The sequence below is a fragment of the Streptomyces sp. HSS9-12 genome (assembly GCF_054963655.1).
In genome coordinates this window covers 47,107-68,834 of record NZ_JBUEGC010000038.1, presented here as the reverse complement: position 1 = coordinate 68,834, position 21,728 = coordinate 47,107, and the positions used below count along the sequence as shown (strand labels likewise).

Sequence of the window (21,728 nt, the reverse complement as noted above, 5' to 3'; positions counted from 1 at the left end):
CCTGCTCGGTCGATCGGGCAACGCAGCAGATGGCCGTGCCAGGGCGGCGAGCGGGGCAAACCCGGCTGACGCGGCACTAGGCCCGGCACAGCACCTCGCCGTGCAGCACGGTGAACCAGCCGTCCTCCCGCGCCCCCCACTCCCGCCACGCGTCCGCGATCCGCCGCAGTTCAGCTTGCGTGGCGTGGCCGCCGTCCACCGCCAGCCGCGCGTACTCCGACGCGACGGTACGGTCCGCCCACAGACCGCTCCACCAGGCCCGCTCCTCCTCAGTCGCAAAGCACCAGGTGCCGGCCGAGGCGGTGACATCCGTGAAGCCGGCCTGCCGCGCCCAGGCCGGCAGCCGTCGCCCGGCGTCCGGCTCGCCGCCGTTGCTCCGCGCCACCCGCTGGTACAGCTCCGCCCAGTCGTCCAGTCCGGGCACGGCCGGATACCAGGTCATGGCCGCGTAGTCGGAGTCGCGGGCCGCGACGATCCCGCCGGGTTCGCACACCCGTCGCATCTCGCGCAGCGCCTGGACCGGGTCGGTGACGTGCTGCAGCACCTGGTGGGCGTGGACGACGCAGAAGGAGTCGCCCGGGTATTCCAGGGCGTGGACGTCCGCGACCGCGAAGTGGACGTTGTCCACGCCGCGCTCGGCGGCTGCCGCCCGGGCCTGGTCCAGGATGCCGGGCGCCGCGTCGACTCCGGTGACGTGCCCCTGGGGCACCAGCTCGGCCAGGTCCGCGGTGATGGTGCCTGGGCCGCATCCGATGTCCAGGATCCGCATGTGCGGCTTCAGCTCGCCCAGCAGATACGCCGCCGAGTTGGCGGCTGTCCGCCAGCGGTGTGAGCGCAGTACCGACTCGTGGTGGCCGTGGGTGTAGACGGCTTCTGTGCGCGGCATGGCGGATCCCCTCTCGACGGTGCGTCAGCACATGCCCGCAGCCTACGCTCGTATCTTGTAATTCGAGAACGCAGTCTCATTATTCAGACGGCAGGTCAATCCATGACCGGCCGGTAGACGGTCAGCCCCTCCTCGAGCTTGTCGAGCTGGAAGACCTCAGGCGCGGGCGCCACTTCGCCGTCGTACGCCATGTGGCTGCCCGGCGGCAGACCGGCGATCCGGATCCGCTGCGTCCGCGCGGCCGCGTACGCCGGTGACCGCTTGAGCACCCCGCTCACCGCCGCCGCGAGCAGGCCGGTCCGGGCGAAGCGGCCGGCGTGCGCGATCCGTACGTCCAGCAGGCCGTCCGCCAGGTCGTAGCGGCGCACCGGCGCGAGCCCGACGCTGCGATAGGCGCCATTGCCCGCGAACAGCAGCCACATCGACCTGCGGCGCCCGTTCACCCTGGCCTCCACCGGCCGGCAGGTGCGCAGCACCTGCACCACCCCGAGCAGGGTCGCCGCCGGTCCGCCGATGCGTGGCGACCAGCGTTCCCGCACCCGTACCAGTTCCGGATACGCACCCAGGCTGAAGGTGTTCAGGAAGTGGATCGGCTCGTGAGACGCCGCGGACTTCCCGGCCGGTGTCACCCGGCCCACGTCCACCTTCACCGCACTGCCCGCCGCCACGGCCGCGCAGGCCTCCACGATGCTCTCCACCCCGAGATCCACCGCGAAGTGGTTGAACGTCCCGCCGGGCAGCACCGCGAGCGGCACACCGAACCGCAACGCGGCCGTCACGGCCGCGTTCACCGTGCCGTCGCCGCCGCACACCCCCAGCGCACCGCCCCTTGCCGCGGCATCCCGCGCCGCGTCCTCCAGCACCTTCGGCAGCGGGCCGGCCTCCTCCTCGTACAGCACCACCTCGGCCCGCGGCAGCGCCGTACGCAGCTGCCGTACCGGGTCCGCGAGTTGTGGCTGCGCCCCGGAGGAGGGGTTCGCCACCACGACCAGGCCGTCGCCCTCCGGCAGCGCGGGGGCGTCCGTACGCGGACGGGCCGGCGGCGGCAGCTGCGTCCGGGACGGCACCAGTCCGCGCACTGTGTACGCTGCCCCCGCGCCCAGCGCCAGGCCCGCCAGCACATCGCTCGGATAGTGGACTCCGGTGTAGATGCGGGAGAAGGCGACCGAGGCGGCGACCGGTGCCAGTGCCGCGCCCCAGCGGGGAGACTCGAGCGCCGCGCCCACCGTGAAGGCCGCCGCCGAGGCCGAATGCCCGGACGGGAATGAGGTGGTGAACGGCTGGCGCGGCAGATGCCGCACCATGGGCACCGGGTCCAGCAGCGGGCGCGCCCGGCGCACCGACCGTTTGCCCAGAGTGTTGACGGTGGCCGACGCCAGTGCCAGCGAGGCCACGCCGCGCACCGCCGCGCGCCGGCTCCGCGAACTGCCCAGCGCCCACATTCCGGCCGCGACCGCCAACCACAGCAGACCGTGGTTGGCGCTGCGGCTCAGACGTGGCAGGACCGGCTCCGCACCCGGCCACCGACGCGAGGCCACCAGCGCGAACGCGGACCGGTCCCGTTCGATCAGCCAGGTACGGACACGCTTTCTCAGCGACTCATCCATGCAGACCGCATACCCGCTGTGCTGCGTACATGCCGGTGCACCTGGAGTGCACCGCCCGGTTCACTCGCCGTCAGGCCGTTCACGCCTCCGAACGGCTGCCCTGAGTGATGTCGCCGATGCTCACCATGCCCATCGGCCGGCCGCCGTCCCCGACGACGGGCAGCCGGCTGATCGCGTGTCCGCGCATCTTCGTCACCGCCGAGTCCACCGTCTCGTCCGGACGGACCGTCACCGGGGCTGGGTCGCACACCGACTGGGTGCTGACCGTCAGCGGGTCCAGGCCGTCGGCGACGGCCCGCAGGGTGATGTGGCGGTCGGTGAGCAGCCCCATGATCTGGCCGCCCTTGGTCACCACCACGTCCCCGATGTCCTGGGCGCGCATCAGCTGGGCAGCCTCCACCAGTGAGGCGTCGGGACGAACGGCCATCACGCCCGAGGTCATCACATCCCTGACATACCGTGGCATTCGCTGCCTCTTCTCTCGTCTTCTGTGGCCTGTGGGCCTTCCCTTCACCCCCGTACGTCCATGGCCCGTTTGAAACGCGCCACTTCACCGGCTCGTTACGACGCCGAGCGCCTCGACCACTTCCTGCACATTGCGGTAGGTGTCGTGCGACGGCAGGTCGCGCACGAGGTCGACCAGCTGGTCCGGGGCGTTGCGTTCCCGGAGGGTGTGCAGCAGCTCCCGCCGCTTCGCGGGAAACGGCGTTCGGGCCAGATACCGGGCGAGCTCGTAGCGCAGTGCTTCGGTCTCGTCCACCACGCCGCGCGTCCACACGTACCCGGCGGCGACGGCCGGGTCATCGTCGGCGGCAGGCTCCGGATCGTGCCACTCCTCCGCCCGTGTGGAGTGGCCGGTGCGCAGGAGGCCCTGCAACTCGTGCTTCATCTCGTCGTCCCGGTGCGGGCTGAGCTTGCTTCGTCGCTCCATGTCGTCCTCCTGTTCTCCGTTCACCGCGCCTCGCCGGCCCGCGGCCAGCGCAGCAGCGCGCCGAGCCCGCCGACCGGCAGGTCGTCGGCCGCTCCCCCCGCCGTCGGTACCCGCAGCGCCTCCGCTCCGGTTGCCGCGGCCGAGCGCAGCAAAGCATCGTCCGCCCGTGCGGATACGGGGTGCAGATCGCCGAGGTACTGGGCGTCGGTGCGCCGCACCGCCACCTGATCGGGCTCCCGCCCCACCCACACCTCGCGGTGCGGATCGGCGCCGTCCGGCCGTACGAGCAGCGTCGCGATCCGGTGCTCACGGGCCGCCTCCACCAGCGCGGGCACTCCCTCCACCGCGTCCTGCCGCTCACCGTCGGCCGTGGTACCGGGGCGCCCGGCGCGGAAGCGGTCCAGCACCTCGGCGGTGTGCTCGCGCACATGCTCGGCCCGCGCCTTGGCGATCTCGTGGTCGAGCAGCCTGGACCCGGAGCCTGCCGCGCGCCCGCCGCGCTCGGTCTCGGTGGCCGCCGAGCGCAGCGGCTCGGACAGCCGGTCGTGCACGGCGCGACGCTCGCGCGGGTCGCCCACCAGCAGCACGGTCTGCGCACCTGTCTCCTCCCAGCAGGCGTGCAGGGCCTTGGCGATCTCCCCGGCGTTGCGCTCCCAGGTGTTCTCCACCTTGAGCTGGAAGTGCCGCTCGGACCAGTCGGCGGTCGCGGTGCGGTGCACCGGCCAGTCCGCGCCGCGCTGCCGGCCCGCGGGGTGCCGCCCCTGCTCGTCGCGCAGCTCGAAATCCGCGCCCCTACGATCGATGTAGGCCACCAGGCACGCGGGATCCTCGCCGGTGTATTCCAGCAGCGGGCCGATGTGCGGCAGCGCGGACCAGGTGGCCTGGGCGCCCGGTGGGGCCGTGGCGAGCGGCAGTCCAAGCGCGATCTCCCCGCCGGTGGCGAAGACCGCCTGTCCCGGGGCCCCACCGGAGCGGGGGAGCGAGGTGATCATGTCGTACACAGCTCGGCACGTGGGATCGTCGGCGCCGTCCCGTGACAGCCTCTCGCAGGCGTGGCGTGCCGCCAGCTCCTGCTCACCTGCCGCCGCCGGTGAGGTCTGCGAGGTGTCGACGTAAACGGATGCCCACGGGCCCGGACGGTCCGCGAGCGGGGTGAGGAACGCGAGATCCATTGCTTCCTCCGTACTGCACTGTGCCGATCTGTGTGGGTGTTGCGGACCGGGTACCCGAGGAGACGACTGGCACACGGCTGCACTGTGGTCCCGCGGCGGTCACGTACGTAGGAGTCAAGGAGTCATGGAAGGAGATCCCCATGGCCGATATCAGCGATGTCGCACGGCAGGGCGTCGGCGTCCCCCCGGCCGAGCTTGAAGAAGCGCAGTTGATCAAGGAGCTGGAGAACATCCACCGCACACGCCACGACACGCTGCTGTACGGCTCCTCGGATGCGCTGACCGCGCACAGCAGGCGGATGGCGGAGCTGGAGGGCGAGTATCTGCGGCGCCATCCGCTCCGTCAGGTGGTCAAGAACCGGACACGCGAAGGGGCGCGCAGCCGGGACTCATGAGAAAAGGCTCGTGAGAAAAGGCTCATGAGAAAAGGTTCATGAGTTAAGCGGCCGGCAGGGTGTTTGGCGGCAGGGGCCAGGGGGACCCGGTCGGCGGCCGAGCGGCCTGAGTTGGGGGATGGAAGGGTGCCGGGCCCGGGATCTCTCGTAGATCCCGGGCCCGAGCCGTGACGACTGCCCGCGGTGCTCGCGGGCAGCGCCGTCATGCCCCGCTCCGGTCCGCCGGCCGGGTTTGGAGAGCGCTTGGAGTGCGGTTTGACCCGGGGCAAAACGGTCACTCGCCACGGAGTCCGCGACGCTCCCGCTGAGCGGAGCGCGCGCTGTTCCTTCCTGGAAGGACGGGGCCCATGGCGGTGTTCGCGGTGTTCCTGCCGGTCGTGATGCTCGGTGTCATCCTCGCGCTGTCGCGCTATGAGGAACTGCTGCTCACGAAGCCGGCATCGCACGATCGCCAAGCCCCGATGATCAATGCCCCTGCGGTAGAGGTGCACGCGCACAAGGGAGGCGAGGGACGGTGACGGACACCTTGGAACGTCGGGCGACGATGTCCGACGCCTCGGTGGGTGACCTGGTCAAACAGGCCTCGGAGGAGCTGTCGCACCTGATGCGGAGCGAACTCCGGCTGGCCCAGGCCGAGATGGTGAGCAAGGGCAAACGGGTACGCCTCGGTGGTGGCCTGTTCGGCGGGGCCGGACTGATGGCCCTGCTCGGGCTGCAGGCGCTGGTGGCCGCGGCCATCGCCGCGGTCGCGCTCGCCTTGCCGGTCTGGGCCGCCGCGCTGATCATCGCCGGCGCGCTGTTCGTCCTGGCCGCGGTCATGGCGCTGCTGGGCAGGATGGAGACCCGCCGGGGGACGCCGCTGAAGCCCGAAGAGGCGCTCAGCGGGATGAAGGCCGACGTCGAAGCGATCAAGGAGAGGGCGCACCGATGACGAACACCCCAGAGGAGCTGCGCGGCCAGGTTACCCAGGCCCGTGAGCGGCTGGGCGCCACGGTCGAGGAGCTGGCGGCGCGCGCCGATGTCAAGAGCCGCGTCCAGCACAAGGCCGCCGAGGTCAAGCGGCATGTGCAGCACACGGCCGAGCGGGCGGCGGAGACCGGCAGGCGGCGCCGCGTACCGATCGCCCTCGCGGGCGCCGGGGTGACCCTGGCGGCCGTGACGGCGGTGCTCGCCGGGCGCGGGCGGCGCCGGCACGGCGCCCGCGGCAGGGCAAGGCGGTGCTGGGGGAGTTGAGCACGGGAAAGCTGCTCCGCAAGCCGCTGGGCCCATGGCCCGGGGTGCTCGGCGGCATGCTCGCCGGTTCGGTCCTCACGCGTGCGTGGCGCGCGGTCAGGGCATGGGACGAGACCCCGGAACTCGCCCCGGTGCTGACGGACGCGGAGCGCGGCCGGCGCTCGGCGCTGCCCGCCGTCGTTCTGTACCACGGCGCGTTCCTCTCCGGTGTCCGGACGGCGATGACCCGCCGCGCCGCGGAGCTGCGCCGGCGGATCCGTCGTCCCGATTACGCGGCCAGCGCGTCCTGCGCCCGTCCGGCGGCAGTGAGGCGTTGACCGACAGCACGGGCACCGGCTGTCGCGTATCGGGGCCGGCCATCGAGGCGACGGGTCACAGCACGCGGTAACGGGTCACAGCACGCGGTACGGGGCGGCCTCCTCGTGCCGGAACCGCAGGCCATGACCGGGCTCGCCGGACGTCTTCGGCCGTACCGTCCCGCCGGAGGGGTCCAGCGCCCCGTCGAAGAGCATCGATTCGATCCGGACGTGGTCGTGGAACCACTCCAGGTGCCGCAGGTTCGGCACGCCGGCGGCCACATGGGCGTGCAGATGCGGTGCTCCGTGCGCCGACACCTCCAGCCCGTGGGCCTCCGCCAGGGCCGCGGCCCGCAGCCACACCGTCGGTCCGCCGCAGCGCGTCACATCGATCTGCAGACAGTCCACGACCGGCGCCATCCGCGCGAAGTACGGCAGGTCATAGCCGTACTCGCCGGCCGCCACGTCCTGGACCACCGCATCCCGGACGACCCCCAGCCCCACCAGGTCGTCCGAGGACACCGGCTCCTCGAACCAGCCCACGCCCTGCTCGGCGGTCACGTGCCCGACCCGCACCGCCTCCTTCTGGCTGTACGCGCCATTGGCGTCCACGTACAGCTCCGCGTGCGCCCCGATCGTCTCGCGCGCGTGCCGCACCCGCCGCAGATCGCGGGTGACGGACTGGCCCCGGTCCTCGCCGATCTTGATCTTGACGCGGGGGATGCCCTGGCCCTGCACCCAGTGCGACAGCTGGGCCCGCAACATGCGGTCGTCGTAGGTGATGAAGCCGCCGGAGCCGTAGACCGGTACGTCCTCCCGTACGGCACCCAGCAGCCGGCACAGCTGCTGCTCCAGCATCCGCGCCTTGAGGTCCCACAGCGCCGCGTCCACCGCCGAGATCGCGCAGGAGACCAGGCCCGGCCGGCCCGCGTTGCGCACATCCCGGGACATCGCCTCGTGCGCGCCCGCCACATCGAGCGCCGCGCGGCCGACCACCGGCCCGGTGAGCAGCTCGTGCACCACCGCCGCGGCCGCCGGCGGGGCGTACGTCCAGCCCTGGCCGGTCACCGTCCCCGCCTGCGCCTCGACCAGCACCAGCGTCGTACTGTCCCAGGCGAGCGTGCCGTCGGCCTCCGGGTGGTCGGTCGGCACCGTGTACGCGGTGGCGTCCAGCCGTTCGACCGTCATCTCCACCCCTCCCGAAGTGCACCTGGCGTGGGCAGCCGCCGCGGGCTGCGGACATCGCGGGGACGGCGCCCGCTGTCTGCTCGCCCCAGGAGGTGCCCCACCTGGGCCGAGGACGCCATCCCCACGGCCGGGTAACCGGGTCCTGACGCCGGGAAACCAGTCACCCGGATGCGCCAGGGGCCCCTCAGGGATAGCGTGGAAGAAGTCCGACAAGGCCCCCTCTCCACGCCGGTTGGCAGGGGTTTACGGGAGCCGCGGCCGGGCAAAGCGATACTCGTGCTTCGGACCGAAGGCACGCCCGCGGGAGCAGCGAGTCTGCCCCGGGTGGGCTCGGTCCGTGCCGTATTGCACGGTCCCCTCCCGCGGTGACACAGTCCGCCGTCCTGGGAGCTGTCCCCACATGACGACCGTACGAGCACAGGCCAAGCGCACTCCCGTGAAGCATCCGCACGACGATGCACCCGACACCTCGGCCGAGTTCCAGGAGATCGCCCACCTCCCGGACGGTCCGGAGAAGGACGCTCTGCGGCAGCAGGTCGTCCGGGCCTGGATCCCCATGGCCGAGCGCCTGGCCCGGCAGTTCCGCAACCGGGGTGAATCTCTTGAGGACCTCGAACAGGTCGCCGCTCTCGGCCTGGTCAAGGCCGTCATCCGCTACGACCCGGAGCGCGGCACCGCCTTCGAGAGCTTCGCCGTACCGACCGTCGTCGGCGAGGTGAAGCGGCACTTCCGCGACCACATGTGGGGCCTGCATGTGCCGCGCCGGGTCCAGGAGCTGCGCAACCGGGTACGGGCTGCCCACCGCGAGCTGTCCCACTCGCTGGACGGTCGCGGCCCCAGCGTCCGCGAGATCGCCGACCACACGGGCCTGAGCGAACACGAAGTGCTGCTGGGCATGGAGGCCCTCGACAGCTACACCCCGCTGTCCCTGGACGCCGAGCTTCCGGGCTCCGAGGACGGCTACGCCCTCGTCGACACCCTCGGCGACCAGGAACCGGGCTATGACCGGATAGTCGACCGCGAGGCGCTCAAGCCGAAGCTCAGCCGGCTGCCCGAGCGCGAGCGGCAGATCCTGTACATGCGGTTCTTCTGCGATATGACCCAGAGCCGGATCGCCGAGCAGCTGGGCATCTCGCAGATGCACGTCTCCCGGCTGATCAGCCGTACCTGCGCGTCACTGTGTGACCAGGTGATGGCCGACGCCTCCTGACGCGCCGCCGCCCGCCCGCACCACCCCGCTGCGGCGGCGCGTCACTCGCGCCGTAGCAGCGCCAGGGCGAGGTGACGCGACATCCGGTCCACCACACCGGCCTCGGCCATTTCGAAGGCCGGCCGGCCGCCCGTGCGGAACAGTGTGAGCGCGCCCAGCGTGGGCTCGTCCCGCCCCTGGCCGGGCGGCAGTGACAGCGGCACGCACACCAGCGAGGTCACCTGGTTCCGTACGAGCACCGAAGCGCCCGTCGCATCGCGGCCGAACGCGTCCGGGTCGTCGGGGCGTACGCGCAGCGCGGAGACGCGGTCGCGGACCGCCTCCACCACCAGCGGGCAGCCGGCCGGGTCCTGGGCGGTGAGCGCGGCCTCCTCCTCCGGGCCGGGACCCAGCACGGCGATGCGGCGCAGCCGGCGGCCCGCCGGCTCGTCGCCGGCCTCCTTCTCGGCGACGTCGGCGATCACCCAGTCCGCGAAGCGGCCGTGCAGCAGTTCGGCGGCGCCGCGCAGCACGGCCTCCGGGCCGTCGGCCGCGGTGTGCAGCAGCTCGCAGGCCATGTCGTCGAGCAGGTCCATCGACGCCGCGTGGCGGGAGACCTCGGCGAGGTCCGGCGGGGGAGTGCCGGTCGCGCGGGCCCCGGGCTCGGCCCGGCGGCCGGCCGATGCGGACCCGCGGCCCGGGGCGTCCCGGCCTGGGCTCTCGTGGAAGGCGGCGAGCACCGCCGGCCGCGGCTCGCCGGGCGGCTGCAGCGCTGTGAGCGTGACGTGCAGCGTTTCGTCCGGCCGGGCGAGCGCGCCCGCCTCGGGCAGCAGCCGTACCTCCAGGCTGCGGTCTCCTTCACCCCGGGCGACCGCGGCAACCTGGGACCGGAACGCCGCCCGGCCGTCGTGCGCCAGCAGCCCGGTCAGGGCCCGCCCCGTCGCATAGCCGGTCCGCATCCCGAACAGCTCCGTCGCGGCGACGTTGAGCCGCCGTACGACCGTTGCCCGGTCCAGCAGCGCGACCGGCAGCGGCAGTTGCTGGAAGAGGCCGCGCAGCAGCCGCAGTTCCGGGTCGTCCCGGCGTAGGCCGTTGCGCTGCGCCGCCGCGGCCAGTTCCTCGTACCGCGGCCACAGCACCTCGGCCGCGTGCTGCAGCTCGAACAACGCCGCGTCCAGGGCCGCGATGCGCTCTTCCGGAGGAAGCGAGCGCGCCGAGCGCAGCTCCTCCACCCGACTGCGGAAGTCCGACAGCTCCGCACCGAACTCCGACGACTCGGCCATGGGCCACACCGTAGCCGCTTCCCGCGCCGCCTGCCGTTTTCCGGCGACTCTGGAGGGCACGGGATTGAGAGAAACCCTTGCCGCTGACGGAGAAGAGGGAGCGACGAGCAGCCGTGACGGTACGCCCGGCCGAACATCTGGAGTACACCGAGTGCGCCGAGCTGGCGCAGCTGGCGGAACAGGCGGCTTCCTGCAATCCGGTCTGCTGCGGCGCGGCAGCCACCGCGACGGTCCGGGACGGCACGGTGGAGGAGGGCCGGGAGCCCGCGACGGCGGTCACCCATCCCGATCTGTCGGCCCTGGTGACGGTGCAGTGGGAGTCGGGAGAGGGGCCGATACCGGTCGCCCTGGACACCGGGGGCCCGACGGAGGCGCAGGATCTGCTGTACGACGAGCGCTGGCCGGTGTACCGGGCCAAGGCGCTGGAGGCGGGTGTGCGCTCCAGCACCACCCTCCCCTTCCTGCGGGACGGCCTGACGGTGACCCTGTCCGTCTACGGCTTCCGTCCGGGTCCCCTGGAGGACTGCGGACACGATCTCACCGCGCTCCTCGGGGATCTTGCGACCGCCGGGCTGGTGCGCGACCAGCGGTACCGCCAGGTCCTGGCCGAGAACGACCAGCTCGACACCGCGCTGCGCTCGCGCCCGGTGGTGGACCAGGCCTGCGGCATCATCATGTACGTCCTGGGCTGCGGACCCGGCACGGCCTTCTCGCTGCTGCGGCGGATGTCCCAGCGCACCAACCGCAAGGTGTCGGAGCTGGCCGAGGCGCTGGTCCGGACACGCGGCCGCGGCGCCGAGCGGGAGATCCGCGCCCTGGCGGAGAAGTTCCTGCCGAAGCAGCCGCAGGATCAGGGGAGTTCCCCCATCCGCACTTCCGGATCTCCCGGTCCGGGCCCCGCACGGCAGCGGGCGACACCCGACCGGCGCAGACGTCCTGCCACGCCCAAGGCCGCCTCGGTGACGCGGTCCTCGGCCGGGCCGTCCTCGTGGGGCCGTCTGCCGCCCTGAGCAAGGGGCGGCTGGGGCAGGGTGCGCAGCGGACACGGTGGGCAGGCGAACACGACGCCCGGAGCGCGAGCCCACTGGTCCGCGTTGCCGGGTGCCGGCGATCTGCGAAGGATGGGAGACGCGGCCTCGGACTGAGACCGGGGCATGGCGTCGGATTGACACCCCGGAGGTGTACGGATGGAGGGGACCGCAGCGGAGGGCCGCGGCCCGGCCCCGTTCGGGCCCCCTGCCCCCGCGCCCGCTCTGCCGGTCCTTCCAGAGCTCGCGGAGCGGCTTGCCCACGCCGCCGGCAGTGCGGAGGCCGAGCCGGTGGGCGGCGGCCGGGCCCTTCTCGACGCCGCCTGCGGCTACTGGTCCCGCCGCGGCCTGCCCACCGACACCTTCCATGTCGCCGCCGCCCCCGGCGCACCGGTCCTGCTCCTGGCACTGCTCGCCGCGGCCGGCGGCGATGTGCTCCTCGCGCGCCCGTGCGCCGCCTGGCACGGGCCGTCCGCCCCGCTCCTGGGGCGGTACGCCTACCACGCTCCCACCCCCGCCGAGTGCGGCGGCGTCCCTGATCCGTTCGCGCTGCTGGAGACCGTACGCCGGGTCCGCGCCGAGGGCGGCGACCCGCGGGTTCTGGTGATGTCCGTCGCCGACGATCCCTCCGGCACCGTCCCGCCGCCCGAGCTCGTACACGAGGTGTGCGAGGCCGCCGTCGCCGAGGACATCCTGATCATCAGCGACGAGACCTACCGCGACACCGTGCACCACCCGGACACGACCGTGCTGCTGAGCCCCGCCGAGATGCAGCCGCACAGCGTCGTCGTCCTCGATGATCTCGGCGCCACGCTCGCCCCGGCCGGCTGGCCCGCCGCGATCGCCCGCTTCCCGGGCACCTGGCGGGGCGCTGAACTGCACGCCGCCACACTCGACGCCCTCGCCGCGCTGCACGCCGTACTCGCCGCCCCGGTGGCCGCCGCCGCTGGTCACGCTCTGACCGAGCCCGCTGCCGTCACCGCCCGCCTCACCGCCGCGGTTCGCCTGCACGCGACGCTCGCCGACGCCCTGCACCGCACCGTCACCGCGGCCGGCGTCCTGTGCCGCCCACCGGAGGCGGGCAGCCAGCTCTACGCCGATCTCGATCCGCTCCGCCCCGCCCTGGCCGCCCGCGGCATCACCGACTCCGTGGAGCTGGAGGACCACCTTTCCCGGCGACTGGGCCAGCACGTCCCCGGCGGCCACCGCTTCGGGGAAGCCCCGGACGCGCTGCGCGTACGGCTGTCGACAGGCTGGCTGCTGGGCGCGTCCGAGGAGCGGCGGCTGGCGGCCCTCACCGCGTCGGACCCGCTGGAATTGCCTCATGTGGCCGAGGCGTTGAGGCTGTTCGGACCGGCATTCGCAGAGCTGGGCGCACAGCCGCAGAACGCCGGCGACACGCCGGCGACCTGACAGCCGAGAGATACCGGAGACATATCTGAGACCGGACCATCCGACGCAGGCAGGCGAGCACCCCGACCGGGCCCGCCCCACCCGAACGGAGTCCCGATGACGGAACACACCGAGTGCTCCCTCGCCAAGCCCCGCCCACTTGGCGAGATCCGCGAATGGCCACGGTCGTTCGCCGACCGGCTCACCTTCGCGCTGCCCGCCGTCCGCGCCCTCGTCCGGCTGGTCCACGAGGCCGGCCTGCGCCCGAGCGCCGCCGCACTCAGCGAGGTCCCGCGGGTGCCCGTCGAGCCGGGGCCGCTGCCGCCCGCCGACCCCCGTACGGTCGCCGTCACCTGGGCCGGTCACGCCAGCTGGGTGGTGCGGATCGGCGGGCTGACCGTACTCACCGATCCCGTCTGGTCCCGCCGGATCCTCGGCACGCCCGCCCGTATCACCCCGGTCGGTGTCCGCTGGGAGGACCTTCCGCGGATCGACGCCGTCGTCATCAGTCACAACCACTACGACCACCTCGACCTCCCCACCCTCAAGCGGCTGCCGCGCGACACGCATCTGTTCGTCCCCGCCGGACTCGGCGCGTGGTGCCGTCGCCGCCGCTTCGCGCGCGTCACCGAACTCGACTGGTGGGAGGCGGCCGAACTGGGCGGCGTCCGCTTCGACTTCGTTCCCGCGCACCACTGGAGCAAGCGCACGCTCACCGACACCTGCCGCTCGCTGTGGGGCGGCTGGGTGCTCACCGACCCGTCGGGGCAGCGCGTGTACTTCGCCGGGGATACGGGTTACGGGCACTGTTTCGCGGAGATCGGCCACCGGTTCCCCGGCATCGATCTGGCGCTGCTGCCGATCGGTGCGTACGACCCGCGCTGGATGCTCGGCTCGGTGCACACCGATCCGGAGGAGGCCGTCCAGGCGTGTGCCGACCTCGGGGCGAGCGTCATGGCGCCCATGCACTGGGGGACCTTTCTGCTCTCGGCCGAGCCTCCGCTGGAGCCGCTCACCCGCGTGCGCGCGGCCTGGGAGGCGGCGGGCCGCCCTCGCGACGACCTGTGGGACCTCCCGGTCGGGGCCTCGCGGGTGCTCAGCCCCCAACTGGCCTCGCCGCCGGAATTCGGCCCCGGCTGACGCCCGCCGCGGGCGGGTCAGCCGTCCGCGCGGCTGGGGCGGAGCCGTCGCCAGAGCGAGGGCACCGCGCTGATCAGGAGCGTCAGCGCCACCGCCGCCAGCACGCCCTCCCACGGCTCCGGAAACAGTGAGCCGCCCAGGATCCCGATCAGCTGATACGCCGCCGCCCACGCCAGGCACGCCGGCACATCGCCCTGGACAAACCGCCGCATCGGCATCCGCCCGAGCAGGCACGCCAGCATCACCGGGATCCGGCCCGCCGGCGTCAGCCGGGACAGCACCAGCACCGTCACCTTGTGCTCGTCCAGCTTCCGCTGCGCCATCTCCAGCCGGTCCGGAGCGGTCCGCTCACGCAGCCGCTCCAGCCAGCGCGAGCCGTTCTTCGACCCGACCCCGCGCTGCCCCAGCCAGTACAGGCCCAGATCCCCCAGGAACGCGGCGAGCGCCGCCACCACGAACACCAGCAGCAACGACAGCGGCATGGTCTGGTGGAAGGCCACCACCGCGGCCGTGCTCACCAGCGCACCCGTCGGCACGACCGGTACCAGCGACCCGAGCGCCACCAGCAGGAACAGCGACGGGTAGGCCACCGCACGCTGCGTCGGCTCCGGCGGCAGCAGGCCCATGACTCCCCGCGCCGCCTCGGCGGCCAGCTCGCTGATCACCGTGCCACCCCCGGCCGTACGCTCTCACCGTGCCCCAGCCGGTGCACCGCGACCCACGGTGCGAGGCGCGCCGCGTGGCGTACGAACTCATCGCCCGGCGAGTGGAATTCATGCGGCCGGACGGCGTCCAGCCCGATCGGCCAGTACGTGCCGTAGTGCACCGGGACGGCGCTGGCCGGGGACAGCCGGGCCACGGCCTGCGCCGCCCGCCGGGCGTCCAGATGCCCGGGACCCAGAAACGGGCCCCAGCCGCCCACCGGCAGCAGCGCCACATCGCACGGCCCCACCTCAACCGGCATGTCCGCGAACAGCCCGGTGTCGCCCGCGAAGTACGTCGAGGCCGCACCGCGCACCACATAGCCGAGGGCCGGTGTACGGCGCGGCCCGTACGGCAGGCGCCGCCCGTCGTGTGCGGCCCGTACGGCACGGATCACCACATCGCGTACGGGGATCTCGTCACCGGGTGCGACCTCGGTGATCCGCAGCCCGCCGGCGGCAAGCCGCCGCAGCCCCGGTACGGCCGCCGGCGCGCCGCGGGGCACGAGCAGCCGGGTGCCGGTTCGCAGCTGTGCCAGGGACCGCAGATGCAGGTGGTCGGCGTGCAGATGCGAGACGACCGCGACGTCCGCACGGGCCGCCTCGGGCGGGGGCAGCGCGCCTCTGCGCCGCCGCAGATGGCCCAGCCGCGGTACGAAGACGGGGTCGGTGAGGACGCGCACCCCGGAGTCCGCCACCGTCGTGGTGGCGTGGCCCCACCAGGTGATCTCGACCGCCACGCGTCCCTACCTCCCACGACCGCTCGCACCGTCCGCGTGCCCCACGCCCGCACCCGCCACAGGGCCGCCCCGCGCGCACGCAGGGTCGAGCCTAGGCCCTCCGCGGCTGCGCGGTGCGGGGCCGTTGTCACACCACCCCACACTGGGAGAACGCACCCGGGCGCGCTCCGTAACCTCCGCTTCTGTTCCCCGTACCCACCGGCATGTACAGTCCGCGATCTCCCTTCCCAGCCGTCGAGTCCAGGAGGACATGTGAACGCGAACCCGTCGACCGTGGCGGTGCTCGGCCCCGGCGGCGTCGGAGGCCTGGCCGCCGCCCTGCTGGCCCGCGCCGGACACCGCGTGGTGTGCCTGGCCGGACCGGACACCGTTCAGACGCTGCGCAAGGACGGCCTCGAGGTGCGCAGCGGGCAGTACGGCGACTTCACCGTCCCGGTCGAGGCCGACACCGAGCTGCGGGAACCGGTCGACGTCTGCCTCGTCACCGTGAAGGAGACGGCCCTTGAGGCGGCCCTCGCCCGCGTCAGCCCCGAGGTCCTCGGCGCCGGCTTGGTCGTACCGCTCCTCAACGGACTCGACCACCTCACCCTGCTGCGCGACCGCTACCCCGCCGAGCAGGTGGTCGCCGCCACCATCAAGGTCGAGTCGACGCGCGCCGCGCCCGGCCGTATCGAGCACACCAGCCCCTTCGCCGCCATCGAACTCGCCGCCCCCGCCGCACCGGAATCCCGCGCCCGCCTCGACCGTGTCGCAGCGCTCCTGAAGGACGCCGGGTTCGGCATGTACGTGCGGGAGGACGAGACCGCCATGCTCTGGGACAAGCTCGCCTTCCTCGCTCCGATGGCCCTGCTCACCACCCGCTACGGCACGACGGTCGGTGTCATCCGCAGCGAGCGGCGGTCCGAACTGCTCGCCGTCCTCGGTGAGGTCACCGCCGTGGCGCGTGCCGCCGGAGCGCCGGTCGACGCCGACCATGTGCTGGCGATGTTCGAGCTGGCGCCCGCGGAGTTGAAGTCCTCCATGCTGCGCGACGCCGAAGCCGGCCGTCCGCTCGAACTCGACGCGATCGGCGGAGCGGTGCTCCGCGCGGCACAGGCGCACGGCGTCCCGGCGCCGGTCACCGCGCTGGTGGTGGCGGAGCTGCGGGCCGGCGCGCACGGGGAGGCCGCACGGTAGTCGGCGAGTTGCTGCGGTGATTCCCGCCAGGAGAGCACCCCGCCGCTTCGGCAGGGGTGGGTAAATCCGCCTCGGTGGCCCGGTGCCCTGTGCCACGCTGGACAACGGGGGACGAAGTCCGCGCAGGGGACGCGGGGGGACGTACGAGGCGGGGAGCGGCGTGAGCGAAGGAAAGTGGCGGGCCGCGGGGGGCACCGTCCTGCGAGTGCTCGTCGTCTGGGGGGTGAGCACCCTGACGATGCTGCTCCTCGCCGGCGCCCTCCCCGACTTCCGGCTGGAGTCGGCGAACGGCGACAGCACCACTCGGATCGCCCTCACCGCCGCCCTCGGTGCCGGCGCGTTCGGTCTGCTCAGCGCCCTGGTCTGGCCGGCGGTCGTCCGGGCCCTGCTGCTGGTGCCGGCGTTCGTGCTCGGACTGCTGGTGTTCTTCCTCAACGGCACCCTTCTCCTGGTCGCCTTCTGGCTGGTGCCGGACCAGCGCGGTGCCATGGCGCCCGAGACGGCCGTGCTCGTGGCTGCCGTCATGTCCGCCGTCGCCTCGGCGACGAGCACGGCCCTCGCCGTACGCGACGATGCCGCGTACCGCCGGCGGCTGTACCGGCTCGCCGACCGGCGCAGGCGGCGCGGCTACCCCGGCAGCAGACGGTGGACGGCCCCCGGCACGGTGTTCCTCCAGCTCGACGGGGTCGGGTACGACGTGCTGGCCGACGCGCTGCGCGAACGCGAGTGCCCCGGGGGCCGGTCGAAGCCGCCGCTGCTGGAAACCGCGGGCGCCTGGTACGGCTCCGGCAGCCACCGGCTCACCCCCTGGCGCACCGACTGGTCCAGCCAGACCGGCGCCAGCCAGCTCGCCATCCTGCACGGCACCAACCACGACGTGCCCGCCTTCCGCTGGTACGAGAAGGAGACGGGCGAGGTGATGGTGTGCAGCCGGCCCAGCACCGTCGCCGAGCTCCAGCGGCGGGCGGTCCAGCGCACCGGGTACGCCGGGCTGCTCGCCGCGGGCGGGGCCAGTCGCGGCAACCTCTTCAGCGGCGGCGCCGAGCAGCTGGCGCTGGTCCTGGCGGTGGCCGCCCGGCGCGGCAAGGAGAACCGCTCCCGCGCGGGCTACTTCACGTATTTCTCCGACCCGGCGAACGCGACCCGTACGGCCGTCTCGTACGTCGCCGAGGTCTGCCGTGAGATCGGCCAGTCGACGCGGGCGCTGGTGCGGCGCGAGCAGCCGCGCGTCCGGCGCGGCGGGCTGTATCCGTTCGTGCGGGCGTTCGCGACCGTCGTGGAGCGGGATGTCGTCGTCGCGGCGGTGATGGGCGACATGCTCGCGGGGCGTACGGTCGTCTACGCCGATCTGGTCGGCTACGACGAGGTGGCGCATCACTCGGGCCCGCGCAGCCGGGACGCCGGGCGCGTCCTGGCGCGCATCGACCGGAGCATCGCCCTGATCGCCAAGGTCGCCGAGCACGCGCCGCGCCCGTACCGGATCGTGCTGCTGTCCGACCACGGCCAGAGCCCGGGGGCCACCTTCGCCGGCACCTACGGCCTCTCCCTCCACGACCTGGTGCGGGCCGGGTGCGGGCTGCCGGTGTCCCGGCGGGCCGGGCGCTCGGCGAGCGGGTCGGAGGCGCGGGCCGCCGCGCGCGCCGCCCTGCACCGGCCGGAGAAGCCCGCCGGCGTCCAGCCGCAGCGGCGGCCCCGGAAGTCGGACCCCATCGTCCTCGGCTCGGGCAACCTCGCGCTCGTCAGCTTCCCCGACCAGCCCGGCCGGGTGAGCCGGGAGGAGATCGATCGCAGACACCCGGCGCTGTTGCGGACGCTGGCGGAGCACCCGGGTGTGGGCTTCCTCCTCGTCACCAGCGAGGAGCACGGCCCGGTGGTCCTGGGCGCGGGCGGCGCCGAGCTGCGGCTGGAGACCGGGGAGCTGACCGGGGAGAACCCGCTGGCCGTCTTCGGGCCCGGCGCGGAGGAGGCCGTATGGCGCACGGCGGGCTTTCCGCATACCGCCGACATCATGGTCAACTCCGCTTACGACCCGAAGACGGGCGAGGTGTACGCCTTCGAGGAGCAGATCGGCTCGCACGGCGGGCTGGGCGGCTGCCAGGGGCGGGCGTTTCTGCTCTGGCCCGTGGCGCTGGGCCCGCCGGCGGCCGAGGACGAGGAGCTGATCGGCGCGGAGCGGATCCACCAGGTGCTGCGCCGCTGGCTGAGCGAGGTGAACGGCCCCCAGGTGCCGGTGCCGGCGAGGGCCCGGCGCTTCGCGCCGAGCTCCGCCCGGGGCGCTGAGCTTCGGCGACGCCTGCCCGGTGACTGAACGCTTCGGGGGGAGGAATCCGGCCCGGTGCCGCACAGGAGAAAGCCCGGTGGCACGGGGTGACAACCGTCCGATTTTCGGACGTGTTGAGCATCAAGCCGGACAATCGAAGGTCATTTGGTCTCTGCTGTCCGAATAGTGGACCATGGAGCGTACCCCCCGCTCCGAACAGGCGGACGCGTGCGCGCCATCGTCGGCGGGGCACTGCGCGTCCGGGCCGCTCGCGACGCGCGGTCGGGGCGCACCCAGCACGACGAAAGGCGCACCACTCCATGCACGACACCGGAACCGTCCCCCCGTCGGCTCCGGCCCAGGGCGAGGCTCACACCCCGCCCGCGACCGCGGTCCCCGCTCAGGCGTCCGCTCCCGCCGCGGAGGCCACCAGCCGTCACGCCCGCCGCTTCGGGCTCCCCGCCGCGACCGCGCTGGTCATGGGCAACATCATCGGCGGCGGCATCTTCCTGCTCCCCGCCTCCGTCGCCCCGTACGGCACCATCAGCCTTATCGCCTTCGGTGCGCTCACGCTCGGCGCCATCGCGCTCGCGCTCGTCTTCGGGCGGCTCGCCGATCGCAATCCGCGTACCGGCGGCCCGTACGTCTACGCCCGCGAGGCCTTCGGCGACTTCGCGGGCTTCCTGGCCGCCTGGTCGTACTGGATCACCACCTGGGTGAGCAACGCGGCGCTCGCCGTCGCCGCCGTCGGCTACCTCGACGTGCTGCTGCCCGTGCACGGCACCTGGCAGACCCTGGCCGCAGCGCTCCTGCTGCAGTGGCTGCCCGCACTCGCCAATCTGGCCGGCACCCGCTACGTCGGCGCCGTCCAGCTGGTCTCCACCGTGCTGAAGTTCCTGCCCCTGCTGCTGGTCGCCGTCGGCGGGCTGTTCTTCTTCGACCCGGCCAACCTTGGACCGTTCCGGGCAAGCGGCGGGGGCGCCCTCGGCGCGGTCTCCGCGTCCGCCGCCATCCTGCTCTTCAGCTACCTCGGTGTGGAGTCGGCCGCGGTCAGCGCCGGCGAGGTACGCGACCCGCGCCGCAACGTCGGGCGCGCCTCCGTCCTCGGGACGATCGGCGCCGCGCTGGTCTATCTGCTCGGCACCCTCGCCGTCTTCGGCACCGTCGCCCACGACAAGCTGCTGAAGTCCACCGCTCCCTTCACCGACGCCGTCAACGCGATGTTCGGCGGCACCTGGGGCGGTGCCGCGGTGGCCTGCGCGGCGCTCGTCTCGATGGTCGGCGCCCTCAACGGCTGGACCCTGCTCAGCGCCCAGACCCCGTACGCGGCCGCACAGGACGGGCTCTTCCCCGCCGCCTTCGCGCGGAAGAGGCGCGGTGTGCCGGTCTTCGGCGTGATCGTCGCCGTGGCCCTCTCCTCGCTGCTCACCGTCTACAACTACGCGGCAGGGACCACCGGTCTCTTCGAAGTCCTCGTCCTGATCACCACCTTCACGGCGACGGTTCCCTACCTGCTGGCGACGGCGGCCCAGTTGTACTTCCTCGCCTCAGGACAGCGCGACCGTGTCAGCACCGGCCGACTGGTGCGTGACGCCGTACTGGCGCTGGCCGCCTTCGGGTTCTCCCTCTGGCTCGTGGCCGGCGCGGGGTACGCCGCCGTGTACCAGGGCGTGCTGTTCCTCTTCGCCGGTGTCCTGGTCTACGCCTGGATGGCCGCCCGCACGGCGCGCGCCGGCACCCGCTGAGGCGGTGGATCTACTCCCGGAATGCCCCGCCGCGTCGGGCGGACACGACGTGCCCGCTGATCACTGCTGTGCCGCCTCGGCGGCCCCGGCGAAGGCCAGGCCGCGCAGCGCGAGCTGCTCCGTCTCATAGCGGCCCTCGGCAGTGGCCTCCACGTCGAAGGAGTGCGCGACCGTCGGAGGATAGCCGATGAGCTCAAGCGCCCGGCTTGGCAGCGACTGTCGAGATGCCTCGTCCGACTCCCACAGCAGGACGGCCCCCCACCTGTTGGTGTCGGGATCGGAGAGCCACATCTTGAAGCGGAGCCCGGGCACGTCGGAGAAGGCGGAGACAGACTCCTCGCGCAGGTACTCGCGCAGGGACTCGATGGTCCGGCCGGAAGCGGACAGGTCCCACCAGACGATGTCGGCGCGCATAGTGGCGTCTGTTCCCTTCGAGAGCGGGATGCTGGTCGACAGTTCGCTGTCGGGCGTGAGCGTAGCGCGCGGGCGGTGGGGAGACCCGGAGTTGAAGCGGCGGGAGTGAGCCGGGGCTCACTCCAGGGAGACCCGCTCCAGCCAGAAGTCCAGCAGCGCGGAATCGCCCAGCACCTCCACCCGCTCGCTCGCCGCGGGCAGCCGCCGGTAGAAGACCCGCAGCACATCGGTGAGCGGGCCGCGCAGCGCGACGGTGGCCTTCTCGTGGCCGCGCCGCCAGGTGAAGCCGTAGGCGTCCAGCTCGATCAGCCACTCGGCCTCCGTCTCGGGGCCGGTGTCGGTCGCGTGGAGATGGATGCTCTTGCCGGGACCGCGCAGTTCCGCCAGGCGCGGCGCGGCACCCGCCGCCCGCAGCTGCCCCACCAGCTCCAGCAACTCGTCGATGGCATCGGCCGCAAGCTCCGGAGCGACGGTGTAGTCGGCGCCCACGGTGCCGGCCGCGTCGGCCCGGTGGACCACCACATCATGCGCCGCGCGGCGAGACCAGAAGCCCGTGCTCTGCCGGAACCCCCAGACCTGCGCCGTCTCCTCAGGCCCCGCCTCCCGCAGAGTGCCGGCGAACCTCGTGGCCGCATCGGCCAGCCAGGCGTCCAGTGCCGCCGGGTCGGCACCCTCCGGTCCCGCCGCGTCGGGAGCCTGCCGCCGCGGGTCGTCCACCGGCGTCCCGGTCCGTACGGCCGTCTCGACCGTGTGCAGGTTGCCGCCGATGTGCCGGGCGAGCTGCTCCAGCGTCCACCGAGGGCAGGTCGGAACCTCCGAGGACAGGTCGGCGCCCCTCAGCAGGTCCCTGAGCAGGCCGGTCTGGGTGATGACCTCCTCGCAGTAGCGGTCGTGCCCGAGGGCCATGTGCCACACCACCTTCCAAGCCGGTGTCTGCGTTTCTACCGCAGCC

23 protein-coding genes are annotated in these 21,728 nt (G+C 73.2%); 12 read left to right on the top strand and 11 right to left on the bottom strand.

What is annotated here, in order from left to right; translation table 11 throughout:
- Positions 1-76 precede the first annotated feature (76 nt).
- The 5 genes from ACY34J_RS20315 to ACY34J_RS20295 all read right to left on the bottom strand — a co-directional run bounded on the left by ACY34J_RS20315 (position 77) and on the right by ACY34J_RS20295 (position 4,596).
- Positions 77-886 (bottom strand): methyltransferase domain-containing protein, encoded by an 810-nt coding sequence (locus tag ACY34J_RS20315; RefSeq protein ID WP_462727915.1) that lies wholly within the window; start codon positions 884-886, stop codon positions 77-79.
- A 95-nt stretch (positions 887-981) separates the two neighbouring features.
- A complete protein-coding gene (locus ACY34J_RS20310; protein WP_462727914.1) occupies positions 982-2,493 on the bottom strand; it encodes a diacylglycerol kinase family protein in 1,512 nt (503 codons plus the stop codon).
- A gap of 79 nt (positions 2,494-2,572) precedes the next feature.
- Positions 2,573-2,959 (bottom strand): CBS domain-containing protein, encoded by a 387-nt coding sequence (locus ACY34J_RS20305; protein WP_462727913.1) that lies wholly within the window; start codon positions 2,957-2,959, stop codon positions 2,573-2,575.
- Positions 2,960-3,043: 84 nt separating this feature from the next.
- Positions 3,044-3,424: a DUF2795 domain-containing protein gene (locus ACY34J_RS20300; protein ID WP_462727912.1), complete on the bottom strand. Its 381-nt coding sequence runs from the start codon at positions 3,422-3,424 to the stop codon at positions 3,044-3,046.
- A 20-nt stretch (positions 3,425-3,444) separates the two neighbouring features.
- Positions 3,445-4,596, bottom strand: coding sequence for a baeRF2 domain-containing protein (locus tag ACY34J_RS20295; RefSeq protein WP_462727911.1), 1,152 nt, complete (start codon positions 4,594-4,596; stop codon positions 3,445-3,447).
- 140 nt (positions 4,597-4,736) lie between these two features.
- On the opposite strand from ACY34J_RS20295, the gene ACY34J_RS20290 reads away from it, so the two are divergent.
- The 5 genes from ACY34J_RS20290 (at position 4,737) to ACY34J_RS20270 (ending at position 6,541) form a co-directional block, all read left to right on the top strand.
- Positions 4,737-4,991 carry a DUF6158 family protein gene (locus ACY34J_RS20290; protein ID WP_462727910.1) on the top strand — a complete coding sequence of 85 codons (255 nt, stop codon included), beginning with the start codon at positions 4,737-4,739 and terminating at the stop codon, positions 4,989-4,991.
- A gap of 347 nt (positions 4,992-5,338) precedes the next feature.
- On the top strand, positions 5,339-5,509 hold the full coding sequence (locus ACY34J_RS20285) for a hypothetical protein (protein WP_462727909.1): 171 nt from the start codon (positions 5,339-5,341) through the stop codon (positions 5,507-5,509).
- 26 nt (positions 5,510-5,535) lie between these two features.
- Entirely contained in the window at positions 5,536-5,922 is a 387-nt protein-coding gene (locus ACY34J_RS20280; protein WP_462727918.1) for a phage holin family protein, read from the top strand.
- Positions 5,919-6,224: a DUF3618 domain-containing protein gene (locus ACY34J_RS20275; RefSeq protein ID WP_462727908.1), complete on the top strand. Its 306-nt coding sequence runs from the start codon at positions 5,919-5,921 to the stop codon at positions 6,222-6,224. The genes ACY34J_RS20280 and ACY34J_RS20275 overlap by 4 nt, the downstream gene beginning before the upstream one ends.
- Complete coding sequence (locus ACY34J_RS20270; RefSeq protein WP_462727907.1) at positions 6,221-6,541, top strand: DUF4235 domain-containing protein; 321 nt, start codon at positions 6,221-6,223, stop codon at positions 6,539-6,541. Before ACY34J_RS20275 ends, ACY34J_RS20270 begins: the two co-directional genes overlap by 4 nt.
- A 75-nt stretch (positions 6,542-6,616) precedes the next feature.
- Here ACY34J_RS20270 and ACY34J_RS20265 read toward each other — a convergent pair whose 3' ends face one another.
- Positions 6,617-7,708: an enolase C-terminal domain-like protein gene (locus ACY34J_RS20265; protein ID WP_462727906.1), complete on the bottom strand. Its 1,092-nt coding sequence runs from the start codon at positions 7,706-7,708 to the stop codon at positions 6,617-6,619.
- A gap of 400 nt (positions 7,709-8,108) precedes the next feature.
- Between ACY34J_RS20265 and ACY34J_RS20260 the strand changes: the two genes are divergently transcribed.
- A complete protein-coding gene (locus ACY34J_RS20260; protein ID WP_462727905.1) occupies positions 8,109-8,918 on the top strand; it encodes an RNA polymerase sigma factor SigF in 810 nt (269 codons plus the stop codon).
- A gap of 41 nt (positions 8,919-8,959) precedes the next feature.
- Here ACY34J_RS20260 and ACY34J_RS20255 read toward each other — a convergent pair whose 3' ends face one another.
- Positions 8,960-10,180 (bottom strand): PAS domain-containing protein, encoded by a 1,221-nt coding sequence (locus tag ACY34J_RS20255; protein WP_462727904.1) that lies wholly within the window; start codon positions 10,178-10,180, stop codon positions 8,960-8,962.
- Between the two features lie 113 nt (positions 10,181-10,293).
- On the opposite strand from ACY34J_RS20255, the gene ACY34J_RS20250 reads away from it, so the two are divergent.
- From ACY34J_RS20250 to ACY34J_RS20240, 3 genes are all read left to right on the top strand, one after another.
- A complete protein-coding gene (locus ACY34J_RS20250) occupies positions 10,294-11,190 on the top strand; it encodes an ANTAR domain-containing response regulator (protein ID WP_462727903.1) in 897 nt (298 codons plus the stop codon).
- 177 nt (positions 11,191-11,367) lie between these two features.
- Complete coding sequence (locus ACY34J_RS20245) at positions 11,368-12,621, top strand: aminotransferase class I/II-fold pyridoxal phosphate-dependent enzyme (RefSeq protein ID WP_462727902.1); 1,254 nt, start codon at positions 11,368-11,370, stop codon at positions 12,619-12,621.
- A gap of 96 nt (positions 12,622-12,717) precedes the next feature.
- Entirely contained in the window at positions 12,718-13,740 is a 1,023-nt protein-coding gene (locus tag ACY34J_RS20240; RefSeq protein WP_462727901.1) for an MBL fold metallo-hydrolase, read from the top strand.
- Positions 13,741-13,757: 17 nt separating this feature from the next.
- Here the strand turns inward: ACY34J_RS20240 and ACY34J_RS20235 are convergent, their stop codons facing one another.
- Positions 13,758-14,366: a DedA family protein gene (locus ACY34J_RS20235; protein WP_462727917.1), complete on the bottom strand. Its 609-nt coding sequence runs from the start codon at positions 14,364-14,366 to the stop codon at positions 13,758-13,760.
- A gap of 35 nt (positions 14,367-14,401) precedes the next feature.
- Positions 14,402-15,181, bottom strand: a complete 780-nt coding sequence (locus ACY34J_RS20230; RefSeq protein ID WP_462727900.1) for an MBL fold metallo-hydrolase — start codon at positions 15,179-15,181, stop codon at positions 14,402-14,404.
- Positions 15,182-15,433: 252 nt separating this feature from the next.
- On the opposite strand from ACY34J_RS20230, the gene ACY34J_RS20225 reads away from it, so the two are divergent.
- The 3 genes from ACY34J_RS20225 to ACY34J_RS20215 all read left to right on the top strand — a co-directional run bounded on the left by ACY34J_RS20225 (position 15,434) and on the right by ACY34J_RS20215 (position 20,362).
- Positions 15,434-16,357: a ketopantoate reductase family protein gene (locus ACY34J_RS20225; RefSeq protein WP_462727899.1), complete on the top strand. Its 924-nt coding sequence runs from the start codon at positions 15,434-15,436 to the stop codon at positions 16,355-16,357.
- 160 nt (positions 16,358-16,517) lie between these two features.
- The gene (locus ACY34J_RS20220) at positions 16,518-18,665 is read left to right on the top strand and encodes an alkaline phosphatase family protein (protein ID WP_462727898.1); all 2,148 of its coding nucleotides are present in this window, start codon (positions 16,518-16,520) and stop codon (positions 18,663-18,665) included.
- Positions 18,666-18,937: 272 nt separating this feature from the next.
- Entirely contained in the window at positions 18,938-20,362 is a 1,425-nt protein-coding gene (locus tag ACY34J_RS20215; RefSeq protein WP_462727897.1) for an amino acid permease, read from the top strand.
- Between the two features lie 60 nt (positions 20,363-20,422).
- Here the strand turns inward: ACY34J_RS20215 and ACY34J_RS20210 are convergent, their stop codons facing one another.
- Together ACY34J_RS20210 and ACY34J_RS20205 are read right to left on the bottom strand one after the other, a co-directional pair.
- Complete coding sequence (locus ACY34J_RS20210; protein WP_462727896.1) at positions 20,423-20,776, bottom strand: hypothetical protein; 354 nt, start codon at positions 20,774-20,776, stop codon at positions 20,423-20,425.
- Positions 20,777-20,893: 117 nt separating this feature from the next.
- Positions 20,894-21,682, bottom strand: coding sequence for a maleylpyruvate isomerase family mycothiol-dependent enzyme (locus tag ACY34J_RS20205; protein ID WP_462727895.1), 789 nt, complete (start codon positions 21,680-21,682; stop codon positions 20,894-20,896).
- Between the last annotated feature and the right edge of the window lie 46 nt (positions 21,683-21,728).

Bases quoted from the DNA above. Each gene is read 5' to 3' on its own strand.
- ACY34J_RS20315 (WP_462727915.1), bottom strand. From the start codon at position 886: ATGCCGCGCACAGAAGCCGTCTACACCCACGGCCACCACGAGTCGGTA.
- ACY34J_RS20310 (WP_462727914.1), bottom strand. From the start codon at position 2,493: ATGGATGAGTCGCTGAGAAAGCGTGTCCGTACCTGGCTGATCGAACGG.
- ACY34J_RS20305 (WP_462727913.1), bottom strand. From the start codon at position 2,959: ATGCCACGGTATGTCAGGGATGTGATGACCTCGGGCGTGATGGCCGTT.
- ACY34J_RS20300 (WP_462727912.1), bottom strand. From the start codon at position 3,424: ATGGAGCGACGAAGCAAGCTCAGCCCGCACCGGGACGACGAGATGAAG.
- ACY34J_RS20295 (WP_462727911.1), bottom strand. From the start codon at position 4,596: ATGGATCTCGCGTTCCTCACCCCGCTCGCGGACCGTCCGGGCCCGTGG.
- ACY34J_RS20290 (WP_462727910.1), top strand. From the start codon at position 4,737: ATGGCCGATATCAGCGATGTCGCACGGCAGGGCGTCGGCGTCCCCCCG.
- ACY34J_RS20285 (WP_462727909.1), top strand. From the start codon at position 5,339: ATGGCGGTGTTCGCGGTGTTCCTGCCGGTCGTGATGCTCGGTGTCATC.
- ACY34J_RS20280 (WP_462727918.1), top strand. From the start codon at position 5,536: ATGTCCGACGCCTCGGTGGGTGACCTGGTCAAACAGGCCTCGGAGGAG.
- ACY34J_RS20275 (WP_462727908.1), top strand. From the start codon at position 5,919: ATGACGAACACCCCAGAGGAGCTGCGCGGCCAGGTTACCCAGGCCCGT.
- ACY34J_RS20265 (WP_462727906.1), bottom strand. From the start codon at position 7,708: ATGACGGTCGAACGGCTGGACGCCACCGCGTACACGGTGCCGACCGAC.
- ACY34J_RS20260 (WP_462727905.1), top strand. From the start codon at position 8,109: ATGACGACCGTACGAGCACAGGCCAAGCGCACTCCCGTGAAGCATCCG.
- ACY34J_RS20255 (WP_462727904.1), bottom strand. From the start codon at position 10,180: ATGGCCGAGTCGTCGGAGTTCGGTGCGGAGCTGTCGGACTTCCGCAGT.
- ACY34J_RS20245 (WP_462727902.1), top strand. From the start codon at position 11,368: ATGGAGGGGACCGCAGCGGAGGGCCGCGGCCCGGCCCCGTTCGGGCCC.
- ACY34J_RS20240 (WP_462727901.1), top strand. From the start codon at position 12,718: ATGACGGAACACACCGAGTGCTCCCTCGCCAAGCCCCGCCCACTTGGC.
- ACY34J_RS20235 (WP_462727917.1), bottom strand. From the start codon at position 14,366: ATGGGCCTGCTGCCGCCGGAGCCGACGCAGCGTGCGGTGGCCTACCCG.
- ACY34J_RS20215 (WP_462727897.1), top strand. From the start codon at position 18,938: ATGCACGACACCGGAACCGTCCCCCCGTCGGCTCCGGCCCAGGGCGAG.
- ACY34J_RS20210 (WP_462727896.1), bottom strand. From the start codon at position 20,776: ATGCGCGCCGACATCGTCTGGTGGGACCTGTCCGCTTCCGGCCGGACC.
- ACY34J_RS20205 (WP_462727895.1), bottom strand. From the start codon at position 21,682: ATGGCCCTCGGGCACGACCGCTACTGCGAGGAGGTCATCACCCAGACC.